Origin of the sequence: Kitasatospora sp. NPDC059673 (assembly GCF_042734215.1) — a bacterium.
In the GTDB taxonomy this organism is placed as follows: Bacteria; Actinomycetota; Actinomycetes; order Streptomycetales; family Streptomycetaceae; genus Kitasatospora.
The window spans coordinates 77,291-99,970 of sequence record NZ_JBHWEN010000008.1; the positions used below are offsets into that span (position 1 = coordinate 77,291).

Annotated in this window: 11 protein-coding genes; 10 read left to right on the forward strand and 1 reads right to left on the reverse strand. The window is 73.0% G+C overall.

The window, feature by feature from the left end; genetic code table 11:
- Window positions 1-168: 168 nt before the first annotated feature.
- From ACFV18_RS12215 to ACFV18_RS12230, 4 genes are all read left to right on the forward strand, one after another.
- Window positions 169-2,013, forward strand: coding sequence for an ABC transporter ATP-binding protein (locus ACFV18_RS12215; protein ID WP_380482117.1), 1,845 nt, complete (start codon window positions 169-171; stop codon window positions 2,011-2,013).
- Window positions 2,010-3,842, forward strand: coding sequence for an ABC transporter ATP-binding protein (locus ACFV18_RS12220; protein WP_380482119.1), 1,833 nt, complete (start codon window positions 2,010-2,012; stop codon window positions 3,840-3,842). The genes ACFV18_RS12215 and ACFV18_RS12220 overlap by 4 nt, the downstream gene beginning before the upstream one ends.
- Window positions 3,843-3,994: 152 nt before the next feature.
- On the forward strand, window positions 3,995-5,716 hold the full coding sequence (locus ACFV18_RS12225) for an ABC transporter transmembrane domain-containing protein (RefSeq protein WP_380482121.1): 1,722 nt from the start codon (window positions 3,995-3,997) through the stop codon (window positions 5,714-5,716).
- Window positions 5,713-7,434 (forward strand): ABC transporter ATP-binding protein, encoded by a 1,722-nt coding sequence (locus ACFV18_RS12230; protein WP_380482123.1) that lies wholly within the window; start codon window positions 5,713-5,715, stop codon window positions 7,432-7,434. Before ACFV18_RS12225 ends, ACFV18_RS12230 begins: the two co-directional genes overlap by 4 nt.
- 156 nt (window positions 7,435-7,590) lie before the next feature.
- Here the strand turns inward: ACFV18_RS12230 and glgP are convergent, their stop codons facing one another.
- Window positions 7,591-10,266, reverse strand: coding sequence for an alpha-glucan family phosphorylase (gene glgP, locus ACFV18_RS12235; protein WP_380482125.1), 2,676 nt, complete (start codon window positions 10,264-10,266; stop codon window positions 7,591-7,593).
- Window positions 10,267-11,228: 962 nt separating this feature from the next.
- On the opposite strand from glgP, the gene ACFV18_RS12240 reads away from it, so the two are divergent.
- The 6 genes from ACFV18_RS12240 to ACFV18_RS12265 all read left to right on the forward strand — a co-directional run bounded on the left by ACFV18_RS12240 (window position 11,229) and on the right by ACFV18_RS12265 (window position 22,679).
- Window positions 11,229-13,184 carry an alpha-1,4-glucan--maltose-1-phosphate maltosyltransferase gene (locus ACFV18_RS12240; RefSeq protein WP_380482127.1) on the forward strand — a complete coding sequence of 652 codons (1,956 nt, stop codon included), beginning with the start codon at window positions 11,229-11,231 and terminating at the stop codon, window positions 13,182-13,184.
- Entirely contained in the window at window positions 13,181-14,896 is a 1,716-nt protein-coding gene (gene treS / locus ACFV18_RS12245) for a maltose alpha-D-glucosyltransferase (RefSeq protein ID WP_380482128.1), read from the forward strand. Before ACFV18_RS12240 ends, treS begins: the two co-directional genes overlap by 4 nt.
- A gap of 266 nt (window positions 14,897-15,162) precedes the next feature.
- Entirely contained in the window at window positions 15,163-16,653 is a 1,491-nt protein-coding gene (locus ACFV18_RS12250) for a maltokinase (RefSeq protein WP_380482130.1), read from the forward strand.
- A 90-nt stretch (window positions 16,654-16,743) separates the two neighbouring features.
- Complete coding sequence (glgB, locus tag ACFV18_RS12255; RefSeq protein WP_380482132.1) at window positions 16,744-19,209, forward strand: 1,4-alpha-glucan branching enzyme; 2,466 nt, start codon at window positions 16,744-16,746, stop codon at window positions 19,207-19,209.
- 138 nt (window positions 19,210-19,347) lie between these two features.
- On the forward strand, window positions 19,348-21,477 hold the full coding sequence (pta, locus tag ACFV18_RS12260) for a phosphate acetyltransferase (RefSeq protein WP_380482134.1): 2,130 nt from the start codon (window positions 19,348-19,350) through the stop codon (window positions 21,475-21,477).
- The gene (locus ACFV18_RS12265; RefSeq protein WP_380482136.1) at window positions 21,474-22,679 is read left to right on the forward strand and encodes an acetate kinase; all 1,206 of its coding nucleotides are present in this window, start codon (window positions 21,474-21,476) and stop codon (window positions 22,677-22,679) included. Before pta ends, ACFV18_RS12265 begins: the two co-directional genes overlap by 4 nt.
- Window position 22,680 lies beyond the last annotated feature (1 nt).

Below are 22,680 nucleotides of genomic sequence, written 5' to 3' on the forward strand. Positions count from 1 at the left end.
TGCGCCAGGGGGCTCCCAGCAGCGGCGCGCGGCGCCCCGAGCGACCCGAACGGCGCAATGGGGAGCGCCGTGAACAGGGCTGACGCCCCGTCCGGCCTGGCCGGATCTCGCCGACAGGGGCAAAAAACCGGATGAGAAATGTCGGTGGCAGCGCCTACCCTCTCGCCGATGGCCGAGAACCAGAACCCCGCTCCGCCCACCCCCGCGGATTCGAACACTCCGTCAACGGACCACACCGAAAGTTCACCCGCATCGGTTCCCCGATCGCCGGTGCGGTCCCTGCTGCGCCTGTGGCCGTACGCCCGCGAGGCCCGCTGGCGGATCTTCGGCTCGATGGCCGCCGCCGGGCTCGCCTCGCTCAGCGTGCTGGCCGTGCCGATCGTGCTGCGCAAGATCGTGGACGGGCCGGTCGCCCACCACGACCTGGCCGGGCTGTGGCCGCTCGCCCTCGCCCTGCTGCTGCTCGGCTTCGCCGAGGCCGGCCTGTTCGGCATCCGCCGGATCATCGTGGCCCGCCCGCTGGCCAAGGTGGAGGCCAGGATGCGCGGCGACCTGTTCGCCAAGCTCCAGCGGCTGCCGATCTCCTTCCACGACCGCTGGCCGTCCGGGCAGCTGCTCTCCCGGGCCACCTCGGACCTGTTCGTGATGCGGCTGTTCCTGGCCTTCCCGCTGGTCTTCCTGGTGGTCAACTCCACCGTCTTCCTGACCGGCACCGCGCTGATGTTCGCGCTGGACTGGCGGCTCGCCCTGATCACCCTGATCCCGGCGATCCCGCTGATGATCTACACCCGCCGCTTCGAGGCCGGGTACTCGGCCGCCTCCCGGCTCGCCCAGGACCAGAACGGCGACCTCGCGACCGTGCTCGAGGAGTCGGTGCTCGGCATCCGCATCCTCAAGGCCTTCGGCCGGCACCGCACCATGGCCGAGGAGTTCCGCGGCCACAGCGCCGCCCTGCGCGACACCGAACTCCGCAAGGCCGGGCTGCTGGGCGACCTGTGGGCGGTCATCGTCGGCCTGCCCGAACTCGCCCTCGGCGGCGCCCTCGCCACCGGCGTCGTGCTGGTCGCCCACGACGAACTCTCGGCCGGCACCCTGGTCGCCTTCCTCTCCACCGCGCTCGCCCTGCGCTGGCCGGTCGAGTCGATCGGCTGGCTGCTCGGCTTCGCCGCCGAGGCCGCCAGCGCCACCAACCGCTACTTCGAGGTGATGGACGAACCGGAGCCCGCCGACCCCCCGTCCGGTGACACCCCGTCGGACGACCGCGGCATCCGCTTCACCGGCGTCCGCTTCCGCTACCCCGACGCCCCGGCGGGCACCCCCGACCTTCTGGCCGGCATCGACCTGCACATCCGCCCCGGCGAGACGCTCGCCCTGGTCGGCGCCACCGGCAGCGGCAAGACCACCCTCACCGCGCTGCTCCCCCGCCTGTACGAGCCCACCGCCGGGTCGATCACGCTGGACGGCACCGACATCCGCGACCTGCCGCGCGAGGAGCTGCGCCGCGAGGTCGCCGTCGCCTTCGAGGAGCCCACCCTGTTCTCCGCCACCGTCCGGGAGAACGTGCTGATGGGCGCCCCGAACGCCGACCCGGAACAGCTCGCCCGCGCCCTCGACACCGCGCAGGCCGGCTTCGTCGACCGGCTCCCCGAGGGCCTGGACACCGAGGTCGGCGAGCAGGGCCTGAGCCTGTCCGGCGGCCAGCGCCAGCGCCTCGCGCTGGCCCGCGCCGTGGTCGGCGAACCCCGCTTCCTGGTCCTCGACGACCCGCTGTCCGCGCTCGACGTGCACACCGAGGCACTGGTGGAACGCGCCCTGCGGCGGGTCCTCGCGGACACCACCGCGCTGGTCGTCGCGCACCGCCCGTCCACCGTGCTGCTGGCCGACCGGGTCGCGCTGCTCGCCGACGGGCGGATCACCGCCGTCGGCACCCACCAGGAACTCCTGGAGTCCTGTCCCGCCTACCGGGCCCTGATGTCCGGCGAATCCGAACTGGAAGGGGCGCTGGCCCGATGACCACCGCCGTCGCCGAACCCGCCGTCGAAGAGGACGACCTGGTTCCCACGGCCGCCGACGACCAGGACATCCCCGTCCCGCCCGGCGCCCCCCGCGCCCTGCTCGGCTCACTGCTCGCCCCGCACCGCCGCCGGATCGCCGTCGCCGTGCTCGCCGTCCTGCTCCAGCAGGCCGCCCTGCAGGCCGGACCCCTCCTGGTCGCCTACGCCATCGACCGCGGCATCCCCGCGCTGCGCGACCACGACTCCGGCCCGCTGATCGCCGTCACCGCCGCCTACCTGGCCTGCGCGCTGGTCGCCACCCTGCTGCAACGTTCCTTCATCCGGCTCGCGGCCCGGATCAACCAGGACATCCTGCTGGACCTGCGCGGCCGGATCTTCAAGCACGCGCAGCGGCTCAGCCTGGACTTCCACGAGCGCTACACCTCCGGCCGGATCATCTCCCGCGCCACCAGCGACGTGGACACCCTGCGCGAACTGCTCGCCGAGGGCCTCCAGGAACTCCTGATGGTCTGCCTGTCGGTCGGCTACATCACCGTGGTGCTGATCCTGATGGACTGGCGCCTGGGCCTCGCCGCGCTGGTGTCCTTCCTGCCGATGTACCTGATCATCCGGTCCTTCCGGCGCCGCTCCCAGCAGGTCTACCGCCGCTCCCGCACCGCGGTGGCCGCGCTGATCGTCCGCTTCACCGAAACCATGAACGGCATCCGCCCGGTCCAGGCGTTCCGCCGCGAACGGGCCAACAACAAGGCGTTCGACACCGTCAACCAGCAGTCCGCCACCGCCACCGCGGACGGCCTGCTGGAGATGGCCCGGTACGTCTTCCTGTCCCGGATCACCGCCAACACCTGGATCACCGCCGTGGTCGTCCTCGGCGCGCTGCTGGTCAGCGACGGCAGCCTCGAACTCGGCGTCCTCACCGCCTTCGTGCTGTACCTGCGCCGCCTCTACGACCCGATCGACCAGCTGGCGATGTTCCTGAACAGCTACCAGTCGGCCGCCGCCGCCCTGGAGAAGATGGCCGGCCTGCTCGCCCACGAGCCCTCCGTCCCCGAACCCGCCGAACCCTCCCCGCTGCCCGCCGCCACCGGCAAGGGCCGCGAAGTCGCCTTCCGCGAGACCCGGTTCGCCTACGCCAACGGCAAGGAGGTGCTGCCCGAGTTCGATCTCGTCCTCCCCGCCGGCCGGACCACCGCCGTGGTCGGCGCGACCGGCGCCGGCAAGTCCACCCTGGCCAAGCTGCTCGCCCGCTTCTACGACCCCACCGCCGGCGCCGTCACCCTCGACGGCGTCGACCTCCGCGACCTCACCACCGCCGACCTGCGGTCCGCCGTCGTGATGGTCACCCAGGAGTCCTTCCTGTTCTCCGGCACGGTCGCCGAGAACATCGCGGTCGGCAAGCCGGACGCCACCCGGGCCGAGATCGAGGCCGCGGCCCGCGCGATCGGCGCCCACGAGTTCATCACCGCCCTCCCCGACGGCTACGACACCGACGTCCGCAAGCGCGGCGGCCGTATCTCCGCCGGCCAACGCCAACTGGTCGCCTTCGCCCGCGCCCTGCTCGCCGACCCCGCCGTCCTCATCCTCGACGAGGCCACCTCCTCCCTCGACGTCCCCGGCGAACAGGCCGTCCAGCACGCCATGCGGACCGTCCTGGCCGGCCGCACCGCCGTGATCATCGCCCACCGCCTCTCCACCGTCGAAATCGCCGACCGCGTCCTCGTCATGGACCAGGGCCGCATCGTCGAGGACGGCACCCCGGCCGCCCTGATCGCCGGCGAAGGCCGCTTCGCGACGCTCCACCAGACCTGGAAGGACAGCCTGGTGTAGAGGTGCCTTCGGGGAGTCCGGGGAACGGCGGGACCGAGTCCGCCGGCGATCAGCCGGGGCAGAAGGTCCCGCCGTTCCCGGTCCCCGTCGCTGCCCCCAGCCGCACCGGAAATCGATCGACCCGCTCCTGGCACCGCCGCTAGCCTCGGTCCGTGGACGACCCGACCGCCGGCCGAGCCGGCCCCCCAGACGCCCGCAGCCCGCTCCGCTTCCTGTGGTGGCTGGTCCGCAGCCAGCGCCGCCGCTCGCTGGCGGGCACCTTCTACGGCACCGCCTGGATGCTCGGACTGACCGTCCAGCCGTACCTGCTCTCCCGCGCCGTGGACGACGGCCTGCGCCCGGGCCGGACGGGGGTGGTGCTCGGCTGGTCGGCGGCGATGCTCGGCTTCGGCCTGCTGAACCTCGTGCTGGCCTGGTGCCGGCACCGCACCATGACGATGGTCCGCAACGACGCGTCCTTCCGCACCATCGCCGTGGTGCTGCGGCACAGCGTCCGGCTCGGCGCGGCGCTGCCCCGCCAGGTCTCGGCCGGCGAGGTGGTCACCATCGGCATCTCCGACGTGTCCCGGATCGCCATGGCGCTCACCTTCATCGGGCCCGGCGTGGGCGCGGTGATCTGCTACCTGACGACCGCCGCGATCCTGTTCACCCTCTCCCCGCTGCTGGCCCTGGTCGTCCTGCTCGGACTGCCCCTCCTCGCCCTGACCCTCCGCCCGCTGATGGCCCGTCAACAGGCCGCCGAGAGCCGCTTCCGCGACCACCAGGGCCGCCTGACCGTCCGGTTCGAGGACCTGGCGGGCGGCCTGCGGGTGCTGAACGGCCTGGGCGGCAAGGACGTGTACGCGGCCCGCTACCGGGCCGACTCCCGGGCGCTGCGCGCCGAGGGCTACCGGGTCGGCGCGGCCGTCAGCTGGATCCAGGCACTCGGCGGCGGCCTGCCGGTGCTGCTGCTCGCCGCCGTCACCTGGCTCGGCGCCCGCCTCACCGTCGAAGGCGACCTGACACCCGGCCAGCTGACGGCGGTGTTCGCGTACGCCGCAGTGCTGGTCGCCCCGGTGTACTTCCTGATCGAGAACAGCCAGGACATCGGCCGCGCCCTGGTCTGCGCCCGCCGGGTCACCGACTTCCTCCACCTGACCCCGGACCCGGACCGAGCCACCGACCAACTCCCCGCCCCCACCGCAGAGTTGATCGACCACGAGTCCGGCGTCCGACTCGCCCCGGGCGAGCTGACGGTGCTCGCCGCCGCCCGCCCCGCCGACACCGCCGCCGTCGCCGAACGCCTCGCCCGGCTCGCTCCCGCCACCACCGCCACCTGGGGCGACACCCTGCTCGCCGACCTGCCCCTGGCCGACGTCCGGGCCCGGATCACCCTCGCCGAGAACGAGGCGACGCTGTTCGCCGGCACCCTGCGCGAAACCGTCCGCGGCCGCACCGACGCCCCCGACGACACCCTGCTGGCCGCCCTGGAGTCCGCCGCCGCCCTCGACCTGCTCGGCTCCCTGGGCGGCCGACTCGACGCCCCGATCGCCGCCGACGGCCGCAACCTGTCCGGCGGACAACGCCAACGCCTGCGCCTCGCACGCGCGTTGACCGCCGAACCGGACGTCCTGCTGGCCGTCGAGCCGACCTCCGCGGTGGACGCCCACACCGAGGCCGCGATCGCCACCGGACTGCGCGCCGCCCGCACCGGCCGCACCACCGCCCTCACCAGCACCTCCCCACTGCTGCTCGACCAGGCCGACACCGTCCACTACCTGGTGGACGGCAAGGTCGCCGCCAGCGGCACCCACCGCGAACTGCTCCGCACCCGGCCCGGCTACCGCTCCCTGGTCACCCGCGGACCCAACTCCCCCACCGAGCTGGCCGAATGAGCACCCTGCCGATCGCCACCGCCCGCCAGGTCCGCCACGCCGCCACCCGGCTGGTCCGCGAGGACGGGCGGGCGTTCGCCGCCGTCCTCGCCCTCAACGGCCTCGCCGCCCTGCTCGGCCTGGCCGGGCCCTGGCTGCTCGGCCGGATCATCGACCGGGTCACCAACGGCGCCACCACCGGCGACATCGACCGCCTCGGCCTCCTGCTGCTCGGCTGCGCCACCGTCCAGATCCTGATGAACCGCCAGGCCCGCTACCTGGCGCACCGATTCGGCGAACGGGCCGCCGCCCGGGTCCGCGAACAGCTCCTCGACCGGGTCCTCGCCCTGCCCGCCGCCACCGCCGAACGGGCCGGCACCGGCGACCTCACCTCCCGCGGCACCACCGACGCCACCGCCGTCGGCGAGACCCTCCGGGACGCCGCCCCCGAACTCTTCGTGGCCGCCGCCCAGGCCCTGTTCATCCTCGGCGCGATCCTCACCGTCAGCCCCCTGCTGGGCAGTTGCGGCCTGCTCGGCGTCGTCGGCATCGCCCTCGGCGCCCGCTGGTACCTGCGCCGCGCCCGCGCCGCCTACCTCGCCGACCGGGCCGCCAACGCCGCCCTCGCCGAGACCCTCTCCGCCACCGCGAACGGCGCCCGCACCATCGACGCCCTCGGCCTCCAGCAGCAGCGCCTCGACGCCGGCCGCCACGCCATCGACACCGCCAACCGCGCCCGGTTGCGCACCCTGCACCTGCGGCTGCGCTTCTTCGCCGTCATCAACCTCTCGTACACCCTCCCCGTCGTCCTGGTCCTCCCGCTCGGCGCCCTGCTGGTCGCCCACCACACCGTCACCCTCGGCGCCGCCGTCTCCGCCGTCCTGTACCTGCGACGCCTCGAAGAACCCCTCGACACCATCGTCGTGCTGCTCGAATCCGTGCAGAGCAGCACCGCCGCGTACGCCCGCGTCGAAGGCCTCGCCGCCACCCCGGCGCCCGCCCCGGCCGCCGACCGCGAACCCGCCGACGACCGGATCCGGGTCACCGACGTCCGCTACGCCTACCCGGACGGGCCCGACGTGCTGCACGGCCTCGACCTCGACCTGCGCCCCGGCGAACGCCTCGCCGTGGTCGGCCCGTCCGGCTCCGGCAAGACCACCCTCGGCCGCCTCCTGGCCGGCATCGACCGGCCCCGCAGCGGCACCATCACCGTCGGCGGCGTCCCGCTCGCCGACCTCTCCCCCGAAAGGCTGCGCCGTCAGGTCGTCCTGGTCACCCAGGAGCACCACGTCTTCCTCGGCACCCTCCGCGACAACCTGCGGATCGCCGCCCCCGACGCCGACGACCCCACCCTCACCGCCGCACTCGACGCCGTCGGCTGGCACCACGACCTGCCCGAGGGCCTGGACACCGACCTCGGCCCCACGAACCGCCTCGACGGCGCCCAGGCCCAACAACTCGCCCTCGCCCGCGTCATCCTGGCCGACCCGCACACCCTGATCCTCGACGAGGCCACCGCCCTCCTCGACCCCACCGCCGCCCGCAACACCGAACGCGCCCTCGCCGCCACCCTCACCGGCCGCACCGTCATCGCCATCGCCCACCGCCTCCACACCGCCCACGACGCAGACCGCGTGGCCGTCCTCACCCAGGGCCACCTCACCGACCTCGGCCCCCACGAAAAGCTCGTCACGACCGACGGCCCGTACGCCCGCCTCTGGCACTCCTGGCGGTCCTGAAACCAGGGACCCGGGGGTGCGAAACCAGGGGCTCGGGGAACGGCGGGGCCGAGTCTGCGGAGGACCAACAGGGCGCGAAAAGGTCCCGTAGTTTCGGGTCCCCTTCTTTGAGCGCCGACCGACTCGACCCTTCGCTTCCCCGGCCCCTGAAAGCGCCTACCTGAGCACCCCCGCCTCCAGTCCCCCCAGCTCCACCGGCACCGCCAGCAGCCCCAGCTCCGCGATCGACGCAAGCCGCGAATGCGCGGGAAGCACTCGCACCGTGTACCCGAACGGCCCAGTCCGCGACAGCTCCATTCGCCCCTCGTACCGCAGCCGCCCGTCCAGATCCGTCCCTCCCCCGGCCGGCTTCAACGCCAGCGTCGTCGCCTCGGAGATCCGGTCACTCTCGTCCACCCGCCCGGAGACCACCTGCACCTCGACGTCCTCCGGCCCGAGCCGCCCGAGCGCCACCTGCACCCGGAGCGCGAGCGTGGCGCCCAACTCCTGCGCCTCACCGACCCCGTCCGCCTCGACGTGCTCCACCCGCACCGAGGGCCACGCGTCCCGGACCTTCGCCTTCCAGCCCGCAAGGGCTTTCGCACCGGCGTAGTCGAAAGCCGGACCGGCCAGCCCCCGTCGCGCCTCCGCCGCCGGAACATAGAGCCGCTCCACGTACTCGCGCACCATCCGGCCGGCGAGCACCTTGGGCCCCAGGGTGACCAGCGTGTGCCGCACCATCGAGATCCACCGGTGCGGCAGCCCGTCCGCGCCGCGGTCGTAGTAGCGGGCGGCGACCTGGTGCTCGATCAGGTCGTAGAGCGCGGCGGCCTCGATGTCGTCGCGCCGTTCGGCCTCCCGGCTCTCCGGGTCGAGTACGCCCTCGCCGGTGCCGCCGTCGGCGGTGGGGATGGCCCAGCCGTTCTGGCCGTCGTACCACTCGTCCCACCAGCCGTCGAGGATGGACAGGTTGAGGCAGCCGTTCAGCGCGGCCTTCATTCCGGAGGTGCCGCAGGCTTCCAGCGGGCGCAGCGGGTTGTTCAGCCAGACGTCGCAGCCGGGGTAGAGGGCTTTGGCCATCGCCATGTCGTAGTCGGGCAGGAAGACGATCCGGTGCCGCACCGCGGGGTCGTCGGCGAAGGCGACGAGTTGCTGGATGAGGCGCTTGCCGCCGTCGTCGGCGGGGTGTGCCTTGCCGGCGACGACGATCTGCACGGGCCGTTCGGGGTGCAGCAGCATCGCGCGCAGCCGGGCGGGGTCGCGCAGCATCAGGGTGAGCCGCTTGTAGGACGGGACGCGCCGGGCGAAGCCGATGGTGAGGACGTCGGGGTCGAGCACGGTGCCGGTCCAGCCGAGTTCGGCGTCGCCGGCGCCGCGCTGCTGCCAGGAGGCGCGGAGCCGTCGGCGGGCCTCGTCGACGAGTTGGGCGCGCAAGGTGCGGCGCAGTTTCCAGACTTCGGCGTTGCCGATCCGCTCCAGGCCGGTCCACTGGCCGGCGGTGCCGACGGCCATGGCTTCGTCGGCGCGTTCCTGGCCGATCTCGGTGGCGCCGAGCCGGACCACGGCGGGGTCGATCCAGGTGGGGGCGTGGACGCCGTTGGTGATCGAGGTGATCGGGACTTCGGGTGCGTCGAAGCCGGGCCACAGGCCGCGGAACATCTCCCGGCTGACGGCGCCGTGCAGGGTGGAGACGCCGTTGGCGCGCTGGGCGAGCCGCAGGCCCATGGCGGCCATGTTGAAGAGTTTGGGGTCGCCGCCGGCCCAGCTCTCGGCGCCGAGTGCGAGCACCTGGTCGACGGGGACGCCGGGCAGTGCGGCGTCGCCGCCGAAGTGGCGGGCGATCAGGTCCCGGTCGAAGCGGTCGATGCCGGCGGGGACGGGTGTGTGGGTGGTGAACACGGTGCCGGCCCGGACGGCCTCCAGCGCGTCGGCGAAGCCGAGGCCGGGGTGTTCGGTGGTGAGTTCGGCGATCCGTTCCAGGCCGAGGAAGCCGGCGTGGCCCTCGTTGGTGTGGAACACCTCGGGTTCGGGGTGGCCGGTGAGCCGGGCGTAGGTGCGGACGGCGCGGACGCCGCCGATGCCGAGCAGTATTTCCTGCAGCAGCCGGTGTTCGCTGCCGCCGCCGTAGAGGCGGTCGGTGACGTTGCGTTCGGCGGGGTTGTTGGCCTCGATGTCGGAGTCGAGCAGCAGCAGCGGGACTCGGCCGACCTGGGCGCGCCAGATCTGGGCGGCGAGGGTGCGGCCGCCGGGCAGTGCGAGGTCGATCCGGCAGGGGGTGCCGTCGGGTTCGCGGAGCAGGGTGACGGCGAGCGCGTCGGGATCGAGCAGGGGGTAGCGCTCCTGCTGCCAGCCGTCCCGGCTGAGCGACTGCCGGAAGTAGCCGTGCCGGTAGAAGAGTCCGACGCCGATGACCGGGACGCCGAGGTCGGAGGCGGCCTTGAGGTGGTCTCCGGCCAGGATGCCGAGGCCGCCGGAGTACTGCGGGAGGGCGGCGGCGATGCCGTACTCGGGCGAGAAGTAGGCGACGCCGGCGGGGAGCTCGCTCCCGGGGTCGTTCGCGGACTGGTACCAGCGCGGGCCGGTGAGGTAGTCGCGCAGGTCGTCGGCGAGGTCGCCGAGCCGGCGCAGGAACCGCCGGTCGCCGGCGAGGGCGGCGAGCCGGGCCGCGGGGACTTCGCCGAGCAGCCGGACCGGGTCTTCTCCGACGGCGGCCCAGACGTCCGGGTCGACGGAGCGGAACAGCTCCCTGGTCTCGGGGTGCCAGGACCAGCGGAGGTTCAGCGCGAGCTCGTGCAGTGGCTGCAGTTGTTCGGGCAGGACGGTGCGGACGGTGAACCTGCGGATTGCCTTCACGGCTTGAAGGGTAGTCCCGACCTTTCGCCTGACTGGGCGTCAACGTGCGGGCGCCACACCCGTTCGGAGCAGCGTTGAGATCGTTCCGGGCGCGTGGTGGCAAATCAGGGCGCGCGGCGGGCGCAAGCAGGTAAAACATGCGCCGTCGGGTGTGAACTCCTGGGATCGGAGGTGTTGCGGGTGCCTGTTTCACCGTTGCATACCGGCTGAAACCGCGCGCCTACCCGCCCGTAGCTCTTGCCCGCGGTGCGAGGATGCAACAAGGTCGTGGGTGCCGCTGGTGCACGATCGGACGGTCGTCCCCCGCTGCATCCGGCCGGTGCAGGTCCGGTTTTGACGTGCCCTCACTTCCCTTAGCCCATTCGGCCCCAGTAGGCGTGTCTTCGCGTGTCCTCGTTCCCCGGCCGGTCGTTTTCCGGTGGGCTGGGTCACGCGGGGGCGCGCACCGAGCGACGCGCGCCGGGATCACGCACGTTCGCCGCGGCGGGTCCCGCTGCGGCGGTCGGCGGGCGGGGTGGCCGGGTCCGTCGGCGCGGGGCCGGCTCCGGCCGCGCGTCCTTCCTCACCCAGCAGTCCTCCCGGTACTCTCCCGGCGTCGCCCGCCGGGCAGAGCTGCCGCCGATCTCGGGCAGGAGCTTGGCATGCACGGCGACACGCGGGACCAGTCCACGGTACCGACGGACCACACCCCTGACGGACCGTCGACCGGGGAACCCCCGGTACCGGCCCCGCGCACCGGGGCGGCCCGCAAGCGGGCGGGCGCACCGCCCGCGAAACGGACCGGCAGCCCGCGCAAGGCCGCGTCGAAACGGACCACCACCGTCAGGTCCGTCGCGGCCCCGCCCACCGGCGCCCCATCGGCCACCGCCGCCACCGCATCCACTGCGCCTGCCACTGGCACCACGTCGTCCCCGCGCAAATCCCCAACCCGTCCCACCCGCACCAGGACAGAGAGCGACACCGTGATCGGCCGCATCCCCGTGCTTGACGTGACCCCGCTCGTCGACGCCGGCCGGCGTCCGGCCAAGGCCGTGGAGGGCGAGCGCTTCCTGGTCTCCGCCACGGTGTTCCGCGAGGGCCACGACGCGGTGGGGGCCAACGTGGTGCTGCGCGACCCGCGCGGCCGCTCCGGTCCGTGGACGCCGATGCGCGAGCTGTCCGAGGGCAGCGACCGCTGGGGCGCGTACGTCACGCCGACCGCGCCGGGCCGCTGGTCGTACCTGGTGGAGGCGTGGGGCGACCCGGTGGCGACCTGGCGCAAGCACGCGGCGGTGAAGCTCCCGGCCGGGATCGACACCGCGCTGGTGCTGGAGGAGGGCGCCCAGTTGCTGGAGCGGGCGGCGGCCGGGGTGCCGAAGAAGGAGGGCCGGGCCCAGGTGCTGGCCGCGGTGGACGCGCTGCGCGACTCCGGCCTGCCGCCGCTGAGCCGCTACGCGGCGGCGCTGGTGCCGGAGGTGACGGCGCTGCTGGCCCGCTTCCCGCTGCGCGAGCTGCTCTCGGCGACCCGTCCGCAGCCGCTCCAGGTGGACCGCAAGCGGGCGCTGTTCGGCTCCTGGTACGAGTTCTTCCCGCGCTCGGAGGGCGCGGTGGTGGACCCGAACGGCGTGGAGGCGCCGGTCTCCGGCACCTTCCGGACGGCCGCCGAGCGGCTGCCCGCGGTGGCCGCGATGGGCTTCGACGTGGTGTACCTGCCGCCGATCCACCCGATCGGCCGGGCCCACCGCAAGGGCCCGGACAACACCCTGGAGGCCGCTCCGCAGGACGTCGGTTCGCCCTGGGCGATCGGCTCCCCGGAGGGCGGGCACGACGCCGTCCACCCGGACCTCGGCACCCTGGAGGACTTCGACCACTTCGTCGCGGAGGCCGGCGCGCTGGGCCTGGAGGTGGCGCTGGACTTCGCGCTCCAGTGCTCGCCGGACCACCCGTGGGTGCACAAGCACCCGGAGTGGTTCAGCCACCGCGCGGACGGCACCATCGCGTACGCCGAGAACCCGCCGAAGAAGTACCAGGACATCTACCCCGTCAACTTCGACCAGGACTTCGACGGGATCGTCCGCGAGACGGTGCGGATCCTGCGGTTCTGGATGGGCCACGGGGTGCGGATCTTCCGCGTCGACAACCCGCACACCAAGCCGGTGAACTTCTGGGAGAAGGTGCTCTCGGACATCGCCCGCACCGACCCGGACGTGCTGTTCCTGGCGGAGGCGTTCACCCGCCCGGCGATGATGCACACCCTGGGCAAGATCGGCTTCCACCAGTCCTACACGTACTTCACCTGGCGCAACTCCAAGGCCGAGCTGACGGAGTACCTGACCGGGCTGACCGGCGAGGCCGCCGCCTGGATGCGGCCGAACTTCTTCGCCAACACCCCGGACATCCTGTCGGAGTACCTCCAGCAGGGGGGCCCGGCGGCCTTCGCGGTGCGCGCGGTGCTGGCCGCGACGCTGTCGCCGACCTTCGGGATCTACGCGGGCTTCGAGCTGTACGAGAACGAGCCCGCGAAGCCCGGCTCGGAGGAGTACCTGCACTCGGAGAAGTACGAGCTGCGGCCGCGCGACTGGACCCGGCAGGACTCCCTCGCGCCGCTGCTGACCGCCCTGAACCGGCTGCGCCGCCGGCATCCCGCGCTCCAGCAGCTGCGGGACCTGCGCTTCCACCCCGTCGACAACGAGCGGATCATCGCGTTCTCCAAGTGCGCCGTCACCGAGGACGGCCTGGAGGACCAGGTGATCTGCGTGGTCAACCTGGACCCGCACCACGTCCAGGAGGCCACCGTCACGCTCGACGTGCCGGGGCCGCTGACGGTGCACGACGAGCTGACCGGCGCGACGTACGCCTGGGGCCGTCACAACTACGTCCGGCTCGATCCCTCTTCCGGGCCGGCCCACCTCCTCACGGTTCGGAGGAACCCGCAGTGACAGTGAACGAGCCCGTCCCCGACACCTTCGCCGACACGCCCGCCCGGGACCGCGACCCCGAGTGGTTCAAACGCGCGGTCTTCTACGAGGTCCTGGTGCGTTCGTTCCAGGACAGCAACGGCGACGGAGTCGGCGACCTCAAGGGGCTCACCTCGCGGCTCGACTACCTCCAGTGGCTGGGTGTGGACTGCCTCTGGCTCCCCCCGTTCATGAACTCCCCTCTGCGGGACGGCGGTTACGACGTCTCGGACTACCAGTCGGTGCTCCCCGAGTTCGGCAACCTGGCCGACTTCGTGGAGTTCGTCGACGCCGCGCACGCCCGCGGCATGCGGGTGATCATCGACTTCGTGGTGAACCACACCAGCGACCAGCACGCGTGGTTCCAGGCCTCCCGCAGCGACCCGGAGGGCCCGTACGGCGACTTCTACATGTGGGCCGACGACGACAAGCAGTACCCGGACGCCCGGATCATCTTCGTCGACACCGAGAGCTCGAACTGGACGTACGACCCGGTCCGCAAGCAGTACTACTGGCACCGCTTCTTCAGCCACCAGCCGGATCTGAACTACGACAATCCGCGGGTGCAGGAGGAGGTGATGGCGGCGCTGCGGTTCTGGCTGGACCTCGGCATCGACGGTTTCCGGCTGGACGCGGTGCCGTACCTGTACGCCCGCGAGGGCACCAACTGCGAGAACCTGCCGGAGACCCACGACTTCCTGCGCCGGGTCCGCAAGGAGATCGACGCCAACTACCCGGACACCGTGCTGCTGGCGGAGGCCAACCAGTGGCCGGAGGACGTGGTCGACTACTTCGGCGACTTCGGCTCCGGCGGCGACGAGTGCCACATGGCGTTCCACTTCCCGGTGATGCCGCGGATCTTCATGGCCGTCCGCCGGGAGTCCCGCCACCCGGTCTCCGAGATCCTGGCGAAGACCCCGGAGATCCCCTCGGGCTGCCAGTGGGGCATCTTCCTGCGCAACCACGACGAGTTGACCCTGGAGATGGTCACCGACGAGGAGCGCGACTACATGTACGCGGAGTACGCGAAGGACCCGCGGATGCGGGCCAACGTGGGCATCCGCCGCCGGCTCTCCCCGCTGCTGGAGAACGACCGCAACCAGGTCGAGCTGTTCACCGCGCTGCTGCTCTCGCTGCCGGGCAGCCCGGTGCTGTACTACGGCGACGAGATCGGCATGGGCGACAACATCTGGCTCGGCGACCGGGACGGCGTACGCACCCCGATGCAGTGGACGCCGGACCGCAATGCGGGTTTCTCCTCCGCCGACCCGGGCAGGCTCAGTCTGCCGCCCATCATGGACCCGGTGTACGGCTATCAGGTGACCAACGTCGAAGCGCAGCAAAGCAGTTCGAGTTCGCTGCTGCACTGGACGCGTCGCATGATCGAGATCCGCAAGCTCAACCCCGCGTTCGGCCTCGGCAGCTACACCGAGCTGCCCTCCAGCAACCCCGCGGTGCTGGCCTTCGTGCGCGAGTACGAGGGCGACCTGGTCATGTGCGTGAACAACTTCTCGCGGTTCGCGCAGCCGACCGAACTGGACCTGCGGCAGTACGGGGGGCGGTACCCGGTCGAGCTGATCGGCGGTGTGCGCTTCCCCACCATCGGCGAATGGCCGTACCTGCTGACGCTGGCCGGCCACGGCTTCTACTGGTTCCAGCTGCGCCAGTCCCCGGCGAAGGCGTCCGCGAAGTAGCGGTGGGGGCCGCCCCGCCCCCGCACCAGCGATCCCTCCGGCCCCGCTCCGGGACACCCCTTCCGCGGGCGCGCGAGTCGCTCCGCGCGCCCCCGGAGGTCTTCGCACCACCGCGTACGGAGAACAGCCCAACGGCCATCCACACGAAGGCGTGACACCGGGCCCCGGCTCGCGTGCCGTCGCCGACGCGCCGTCGAAATCCGGAAGAGTGAAGGGCCCGGCCACGATCCCGTCGGGCAGTCGCCCGCTTCCGGGGAAAGGGAGTCATGTCCGAAACCTCCCGTTCTCAAGCCCACCTGCACCGTGATCCGTCCGCCGCCCCCGGGCCGGTCGGGACGCGGGCACCGGGGGTCCGGAGAACCGCCGCGGGAGTCAGCGAGCTGGTCCAGGCGGCCCTGCCGCTGATCGCCGAATGGCTTCCCACCCAGCGCTGGTACGCCGGCAAGGGCCGGCCGATCGCCGCGCTCACCCCCGTGATCGGCACGCCGCTCCAGGTCGGCGACCCGGCGCTGCTGCACCTGCTGCTGCGAGTGGAGCACGGCGGGGCGGCGGCCACCGGCCCCGGTGACGTGTACCAGCTGCTGCTGGGCATCCGCTCGGAGCGGCCCGCGGCGGTCGGGCATCGGGCGGTGCTGGGCCGGTTGGCGGGCGGCACCTACGACGGCGCGACGCTCTACGACGCGGTGCACGACCCGGAGCTGACCGGCCGTCTGCTGGAACACCTGGCCACCGGCGACCGGTTCGGCTCGCTGTGCTTCCGCCGCACCCCGGGCCCGGGCCTGCCGGGCAACATCCCGGGGCGGGCGTCCACCGCGGAGCAGTCCAACTCCTCGGTGATCTACGACACCGCGTTCATCCTGAAGCTGTTCCGCCGGATCAGTCCCGGGACCAACCCCGACCTGGAACTGTCGCTGGCGCTGTCCCGGGCCGGCTCGACCCGCATCCCCCGGGTCGCCGCCTGGTTCGAGTGCCGCCTGGAGCGCTCCGAGCCCGCCACCCTGGGCCTGCTGCAGCGCTACCTGCCGGACGCCGAGGACGGCTGGGAGCTGGCGCTCGACCAGGTCGCCCGGCTGAAGGGCGACCCGTCGCCCGGCAACTTCGCGATCGAGGCGCACCGGCTGGGCCGGGCCACCGCCGAGGTGCACCGGGTGCTGGCCCGCTCGATGCCCACCACCCGGCTGGACCGGCCGCGGATCGCCGAACTGGCCGGTGCGATGGCCGACCGGCTGGACTCCGCCGTCACCGCGGTCCCCGGCCTGCTGCGCTACCGTTCCGCGCTGCGCTCCGCCTTCCAGCAGCTGACGGCCGCCCACCTGGACGGGCTGCTGGTCCAGCGCATCCACGGCGACCTGCACCTCGGCCAGGCGATGCGCACCCCGCAGGGCTGGGTGCTGCTGGACTTCGAGGGCGAGCCGGCCAAACCGCTGGCCGAACGCCGTCTGCCGCAGCCCGCGCTGCGGGATGTCGCCGCGATGCTGCGCTCCTTCGACTACGCGGCCGCCCACCTGCTGGCCGGCTCCCCCGCCCAGGACCCGGAGCTGGCCCTGCTGGCCTCCGCCTGGGCGGCCCGCAACCGGGCCGCGTACTGCGCCGGCTACACCGCGGGCGGCGGCTGCGACCCGTCCGCGTCCCCGGAGCTGATGCGCGCCCTGGAGATCGACAAGGCCGTGTACGAGGTGGTGTACGAGGCCCGGCACCGGCCCAGCTGGCTGCCGATCCCGCTGGCCGCGATCAACCGGCTGGCCGACTCCGTCTGATCCTCCGCCCGGCCGGGCACCCCGGCCGGGCGGTCCGCTCTCCCGGCAGTAACCCCGACCCCGTTCGCAGGAATCCAGGAGGCCCCCGCCGTGACCCCGCTCGGTCCGCTCGACCCGCCCCTTCCGGCCGACCGCCAACCGGCCGTCCCGGCCACCTTCCGGAACGGCGAGCGCGGCAGGGGGGCCCGCTGGCAGCCCCCGGCGAAGCCCGCACGACCGTCCGGCGCGACGCCCGGGACGGCGGCGGCCAAGAGCCCGAAGGCCGCCGCCTCCGGGAAGGCCGCCGCCTCCGGGAAGGCCGGGCGCCCGGCGAAGTCCCGTCCGGCGCCCGCCCGGCCCGCCCCGGGCGCGGCGCTGCGCCTGCCGGAGGCGCCGTTGCCGCCCGCCGAGGTGGAGCGCCTGGTCTCCGGCGCGCACCACGACCCGCACGCCCTGCTGGGCGCCCACGCGCTGCCGACGGGCACCGCGATCCGGGTGCTGCGCCCGTTCGCCGAGCGGGTGGTGGTGGAGACCGCCCTCGGCCCGGCCGAACTGACCCACCAGCAGGCCGGGTTGTTCACCGGCCTGCTGACCGGGCAGCGGTTCCCGGACTACACGCTGAAGGTGACGTACCCGGGCGGGGGGCCGCTGGAGCAGCACGACGGCTACCGGTTCGCCCCGACGCTCGGCGAACTGGACCTGCACCTGATCTCGGAGGGCCGGCACGAACAGCTGTGGCACGCGCTCGGCTCGCACGTGCGCACCGTGGACGGGGTGGCCGGCACCTCCTTCGCGGTGTGGGCGCCGAACGCGGTCGGGGTGCGGCTGATCGGCTCGTTCAACCACTGGAGCGGCACCGCGCACCCGATGCGCTCGCTGGGCTCGTCCGGCGTGTGGGAGCTGTTCGTGCCGGGCCTCGGCGAGGGCGCGCAGTACAAGTACCAGATCCTGACCCGCTCCGGCCGGGTGGTGGAGAAGGCCGACCCGCTGGCCCGGGCCGCCCAGTGCCCGCCGGACACCGCCTCGGTGGTGACGGTCTCCCGGCACGAGTGGCAGGACGCGGAGTGGATGGCGGCGCGCGCGCAGACCGTCCACCACCGCGCCCCGATGTCGGTGTACGAGCTGCACCTGGCCTCCTGGCGGCCCGACCTGACGTCCTACCGGCAGATCGCCGAGGTGCTGCCCGGCTACCTGAACGAACTCGGCTTCACCCACGTCGAGTTCATGCCGGTGATGGAGCACCCGTTCGGCGGTTCCTGGGGCTACCAGGTGTCCGGGTTCTACGCCCCGACGGCCCGGCTCGGCACCCCCGACGACTTCCGGTACCTGGTCGACACCCTGCACCGGCACGGCATCGGCGTGCTGGTCGACTGGGTGCCCGCGCACTTCCCGAAGGACGACTTCGCGCTGGCCCGGTTCGACGGCGAGCCGCTGTACGAGCCGGCCGACCCGCAGCGCGCCGAGCACCCGGACTGGGGGACGCTGGAGTTCGACTACGGCCGCACCGAGGTCCGCAACTTCCTGGTCGCCAACGCGGTGTACTGGTGCGAGGAGTTCCACGTGGACGGCCTGCGGGTGGACGCGGTCGCCTCGATGCTCTACCTGGACTACTCCCGCGAGGGCGGCGGCTGGTCGCCCAATCAGTTCGGCGGCCGGGAGAACCTGGACGCGGCGTCCTTCCTGCAGGAGATGAACGCCACCGTCTACCGGCGCTGCCCGGGCGTGCTGACGGTCGCCGAGGAGTCCACCGCCTGGGACGGCGTCACCCGGCCCACCGACTCCGGGGGCCTGGGCTTCGGCCTGAAGTGGAACATGGGCTGGATGCACGACTCGCTGGTCTACATGTCCAAGGAGCCGGTGCACCGCAGGTACCACCACAACGAGATGACCTTCTCGATGGTGTACGCGTACTCGGAGAACTACATCCTGCCGATCTCGCACGACGAGGTGGTGCACGGCAAGCAGGCGCTGGTCTCCAAGATGCCCGGCGACTGGTGGCAGCAGCGCGCCAACCACCGCGCCTACCTGGGCTTCATGTGGGCCCACCCGGGCAAGCAACTGCTGTTCATGGGCCAGGAGTTCGCCCAGGGCGCGGAGTGGGAGCACGAGAGCGGCCCGCAGTGGTGGGTGCTCGACGAGGCGTGGGCGGCGCACGCCGACCACCGCGGTGTGCAGCGCCTGGTCGGCGACCTCAACCGGGTCTACCGCGCCACCCCCGCGCTGTACGAGCTGGACACCGTCCCGGAGGGCTTCCGCTGGCTGGACGGCGGCGCGGCCGACGACAACGCGTTCTCCTTCGTCCGGTTCGCCTCCGACGGCAGCCCGCTGGTCGCGGTCAGCAACTTCTCCCCCGTGGTCCGGCACGGCTTCCGGGTCGGCCTGCCCCGGCTGGAGGGCCGCGAGCAGCTGTGGGAGGAGGCGCTGAACACCGACGCCGAGCGGTACGGCGGCAGCGGGGTCGCCAACTCCCGTCCGGTGAAGGCGGAGGCCACGCAGTGGAACGGCCAGCCGCGCTCGGCCGAACTGGTGCTGCCGCCACTGGCCACCCTCTGGCTGCGCCCGGCCCGCTCCTCCTGACGCCCCGCCGGGGCCGGAACCGAGGACCTCCGGCCCCCCGGCCAGCCCGAACGGCAGTACCGCAGCTCAGTCCGAATGTCGTACGAAGGTATGGTCGAGATGACCGCAGCCTGAGAAAGACGGACGGAGAGTTCCACCGTGGCGAGCAGCGTGTACGTGACCGGGATCGACCGGGGGGACGGCCGGCAGGCCGTGGAACTCGGGGTCATGGAACTGCTCACCCGTCAGGTGGACCGGGTCGGGGTGTTCCGCCCGCTGGTGCACGCGTCCGACGGCGGGACGCCGGTCACCGACCACGTGGTGGAGCTGCTGCGCAGCAGGTACCGGCTGGACCTGCCGAGCGCCGAGCTGTACGGGCTGACGTACGACGAGGCGGCGGCCCTGCAGGCCGCCCGCGGCCAGGACGAGCTGGTCTCCGTCCTGGTCGACCGGTTCCACCAGCTGGAGCGGCGCTGCCAGGCGGTGCTGGTGCTGGGCACCGACTACGCGGGCACGAACATCCCGGACGAGCTGGCCTTCAACGCGCGGCTGGCGAACGAGTTCGGGGCGGCCGTGCTCCCGGTGGTCGGCGGCCAGCACGACGACCCGCAGACGGTGGTCGCGGAGGTCCGCAACGCGCACCGGGCGTACCGGGACCTGGGATGCTCGATCCTGGCGATGATCGCCAACCGGGTGGCGCCGGGCGCCAAGCAGCAGGTGCAGCGGGCGCTGACCGAGAAGCTGCCGGTGCCGGTGTACGTCGTCCCGGAGGAGCCGGCGCTGGCCGCACCGACCGTGGCGCAACTGGTGGAGGCGACCGGCGCCAAGGTGCTGCTGGGCGACGCGGCGGGCCTGGCCCGGGACGTGCGGGGCTTCGTGTTCGGCGGCGCGATGCTGCCGACCTTCCTGAACGCGCTGACCGAGGGCGCGCTGGTGGTGACCCCGGGCGACCGGGCGGACCTGCTGATCGGGTCACTGGCCGCGCACGCGGCGGGCGCCCCGCCGATCGCGGGCGTGCTGCTGACGCTCGGCCAGCACCCGGGCCCGGACGTGATGGCGCTGGCCTCCCGGCTCGCCCCCGGCACGCCGGTGGCGGAGGTGACGGAGGGCTCCTGGCTGACGGCCGCGGCGCTCACCCACCTGGAGGGCCGGATCGGCCCGGACAGCCCGCGGAAGGCGGAGATCGCCCTCGGCCTGTTCGAACTGCACGTCGACACCGCCGAGTTGACCAGCCGGATCGAGCTGACCCGCTCCGAGCGGGTGACCCCGATGATGTTCGAGCACGCGCTGCTGGAACGGGCCCGCGCCGACCGCCGGCACATCGTGCTGCCGGAGGGCACCGAGGAGCGGGTGCTGCGCGCCGCCGAGGTGCTGCTGCGCCGCAACATCTGCGACCTGACCCTGCTGGGCGAGCCGGAGGCGGTGCACCGCCGGGCCGCCGCGCTGGGCATCGAGTTCCCGCAGGCCGGCGACTCCGGCGCGCAGCTGCGGATCGTCGACCCGGCGGCCAGCCCGCTGCGCCAGCAGTTCGCCGAGCTGTACGCGAAGGTCCGGGCGCACAAGGGCATGACGGTGGAGCGGGCGCTGGACGTGGTCACCGACGTCTCGTACTTCGGCACCCTGATGGTGCAGGAGGGCATCGCGGACGGCATGGTGTCGGGCGCGGTGCACTCGACGGCGGCGACCATCCGCCCGGCGTTCGAGGTGATCAAGACCTCGCCGGGCGCGTCGATCGTCTCCTCGGTGTTCTTCATGTGCCTGGCCGACAAGGTGCTGGTGTACGGCGACTGCGCGGTCAACCCGGACCCGGACGCCCAGCAGCTGGCCGACATCGCGATCCAGTCGGCGGAGACGGCCGCCCAGTTCGGGGTGGAGCCGCGGGTGGCGATGCTGTCGTACTCGACCGGCACCTCGGGCTCCGGCGCGGACGTGGACAAGGTCCGCAAGGCCACCGAACTGGTCCGCGCGCTGCGCCCGGACCTGCTGGTGGAGGGGCCGATCCAGTACGACGCGGCGGTGGACGCGCACGTCGCGGCGACCAAGCTGCCGGGCTCGCCGGTGGCGGGCCGGGCCACCGTGCTGGTCTTCCCGGACCTGAACACCGGCAACAACACTTACAAGGCGGTGCAGCGCTCGGCGGGCGCGATCGCGGTCGGCCCGGTGCTGCAGGGCCTGAACAAGCCGGTGAACGACCTGTCCCGGGGCGCCTTGATCGAGGACATCGTCAACACCGTTGCGATCACCGCGATCCAGTCCCAGAGCCAGTCCGCCGAGGGAGGCGCGCAGTGACCGCCGGTACCCGTGTCCTGGTGCTGAACGCCGGGTCGTCCTCGGTGAAGTACCAGCTGATCGACATGCTGGACGGCGCCCGGCTGGCGTCCGGCCTGGTGGAGCGGATCGGCGAGAGCGAGGGCCGGCTGCTGCACCTGCCGCTGATCGGGGAGCCGCGCGAGCAGGTGCGCCGGTTCGCCGACCACGACGGGGCGCTGCGGGCGGTCGCCGACGAGCTGGCCGCGGACCTGATGGGCCTGGACTCGCCCCAGCTGGCGGCGATCGGCCACCGGGTGGTGCACGGCGGGCTGCGGTTCACCCGGCCGACGCTGATCAACGACGCGGTGGTGGCGGAGATCCGCCGGCTGATCCCGGTGGCGCCGCTGCACAACCCGGCGAACATCACCGGCATCGAGGTGGCCCGCGCGATCCGCCCGGACCTGCCGCAGGTCGCGGTGTTCGACACCGCCTTCCACGCCACCCTGCCGGAGTACGCGGCCCGGTACGCGATCGACCGGAGGACCGCCGACGAGCACCGGGTGCGCCGCTACGGCTTCCACGGCACCTCGCACCAGTACGTCTCCCGGGCCACCGCCCGGCTGCTGGGCCGCGACCCGGCCGAGCTGAACGTGATCGTGCTGCACCTGGGCAACGGCGCGTCGGTGTCGGCGGTGGCCGGCGGCGTGTGCGTGGAGACCTCGATGGGCCTCACCCCGCTGGAGGGCCTGGTGATGGGCACCCGCTCCGGCGACGTGGACCCGGGCCTGGTGTTCCACCTGCACCGGGTGGGCGGCCTGAGCATCGATCAGATCGACGACCTGCTGAACCGCCGCAGCGGCCTGCTCGGCATGTGCGGCGACAACGACATGCGCGAGGTGGTGCGCCGCGCCCAGGGCGGGGACGAGGACGCCAAGCTGGCCTTCGACTCGTACGTGCACCGGATCCGGCGCTACCTGGGCGGCTACTACGCGGTGCTGGGCCGGGTGGACGCGGTGGCATTCACGGCGGGTGTCGGGGAGAACTCCGTGGAGGTCCGGGCGGCGGTCTGTGCCAATCTGGAGGAACTCGGTATTTCGGTGGATCCGGAGCTGAACGCGATGCGTTCGCGCCGGGCACGGACGATCTCGCCGTCCTACGGCCGGGTGAGCGTCGCCGTGGTGCCCACCGACGAGGAACTGGAGATCGCCCAGCAGACGTTCGCGCTGGTCCACGAGGTGTAGG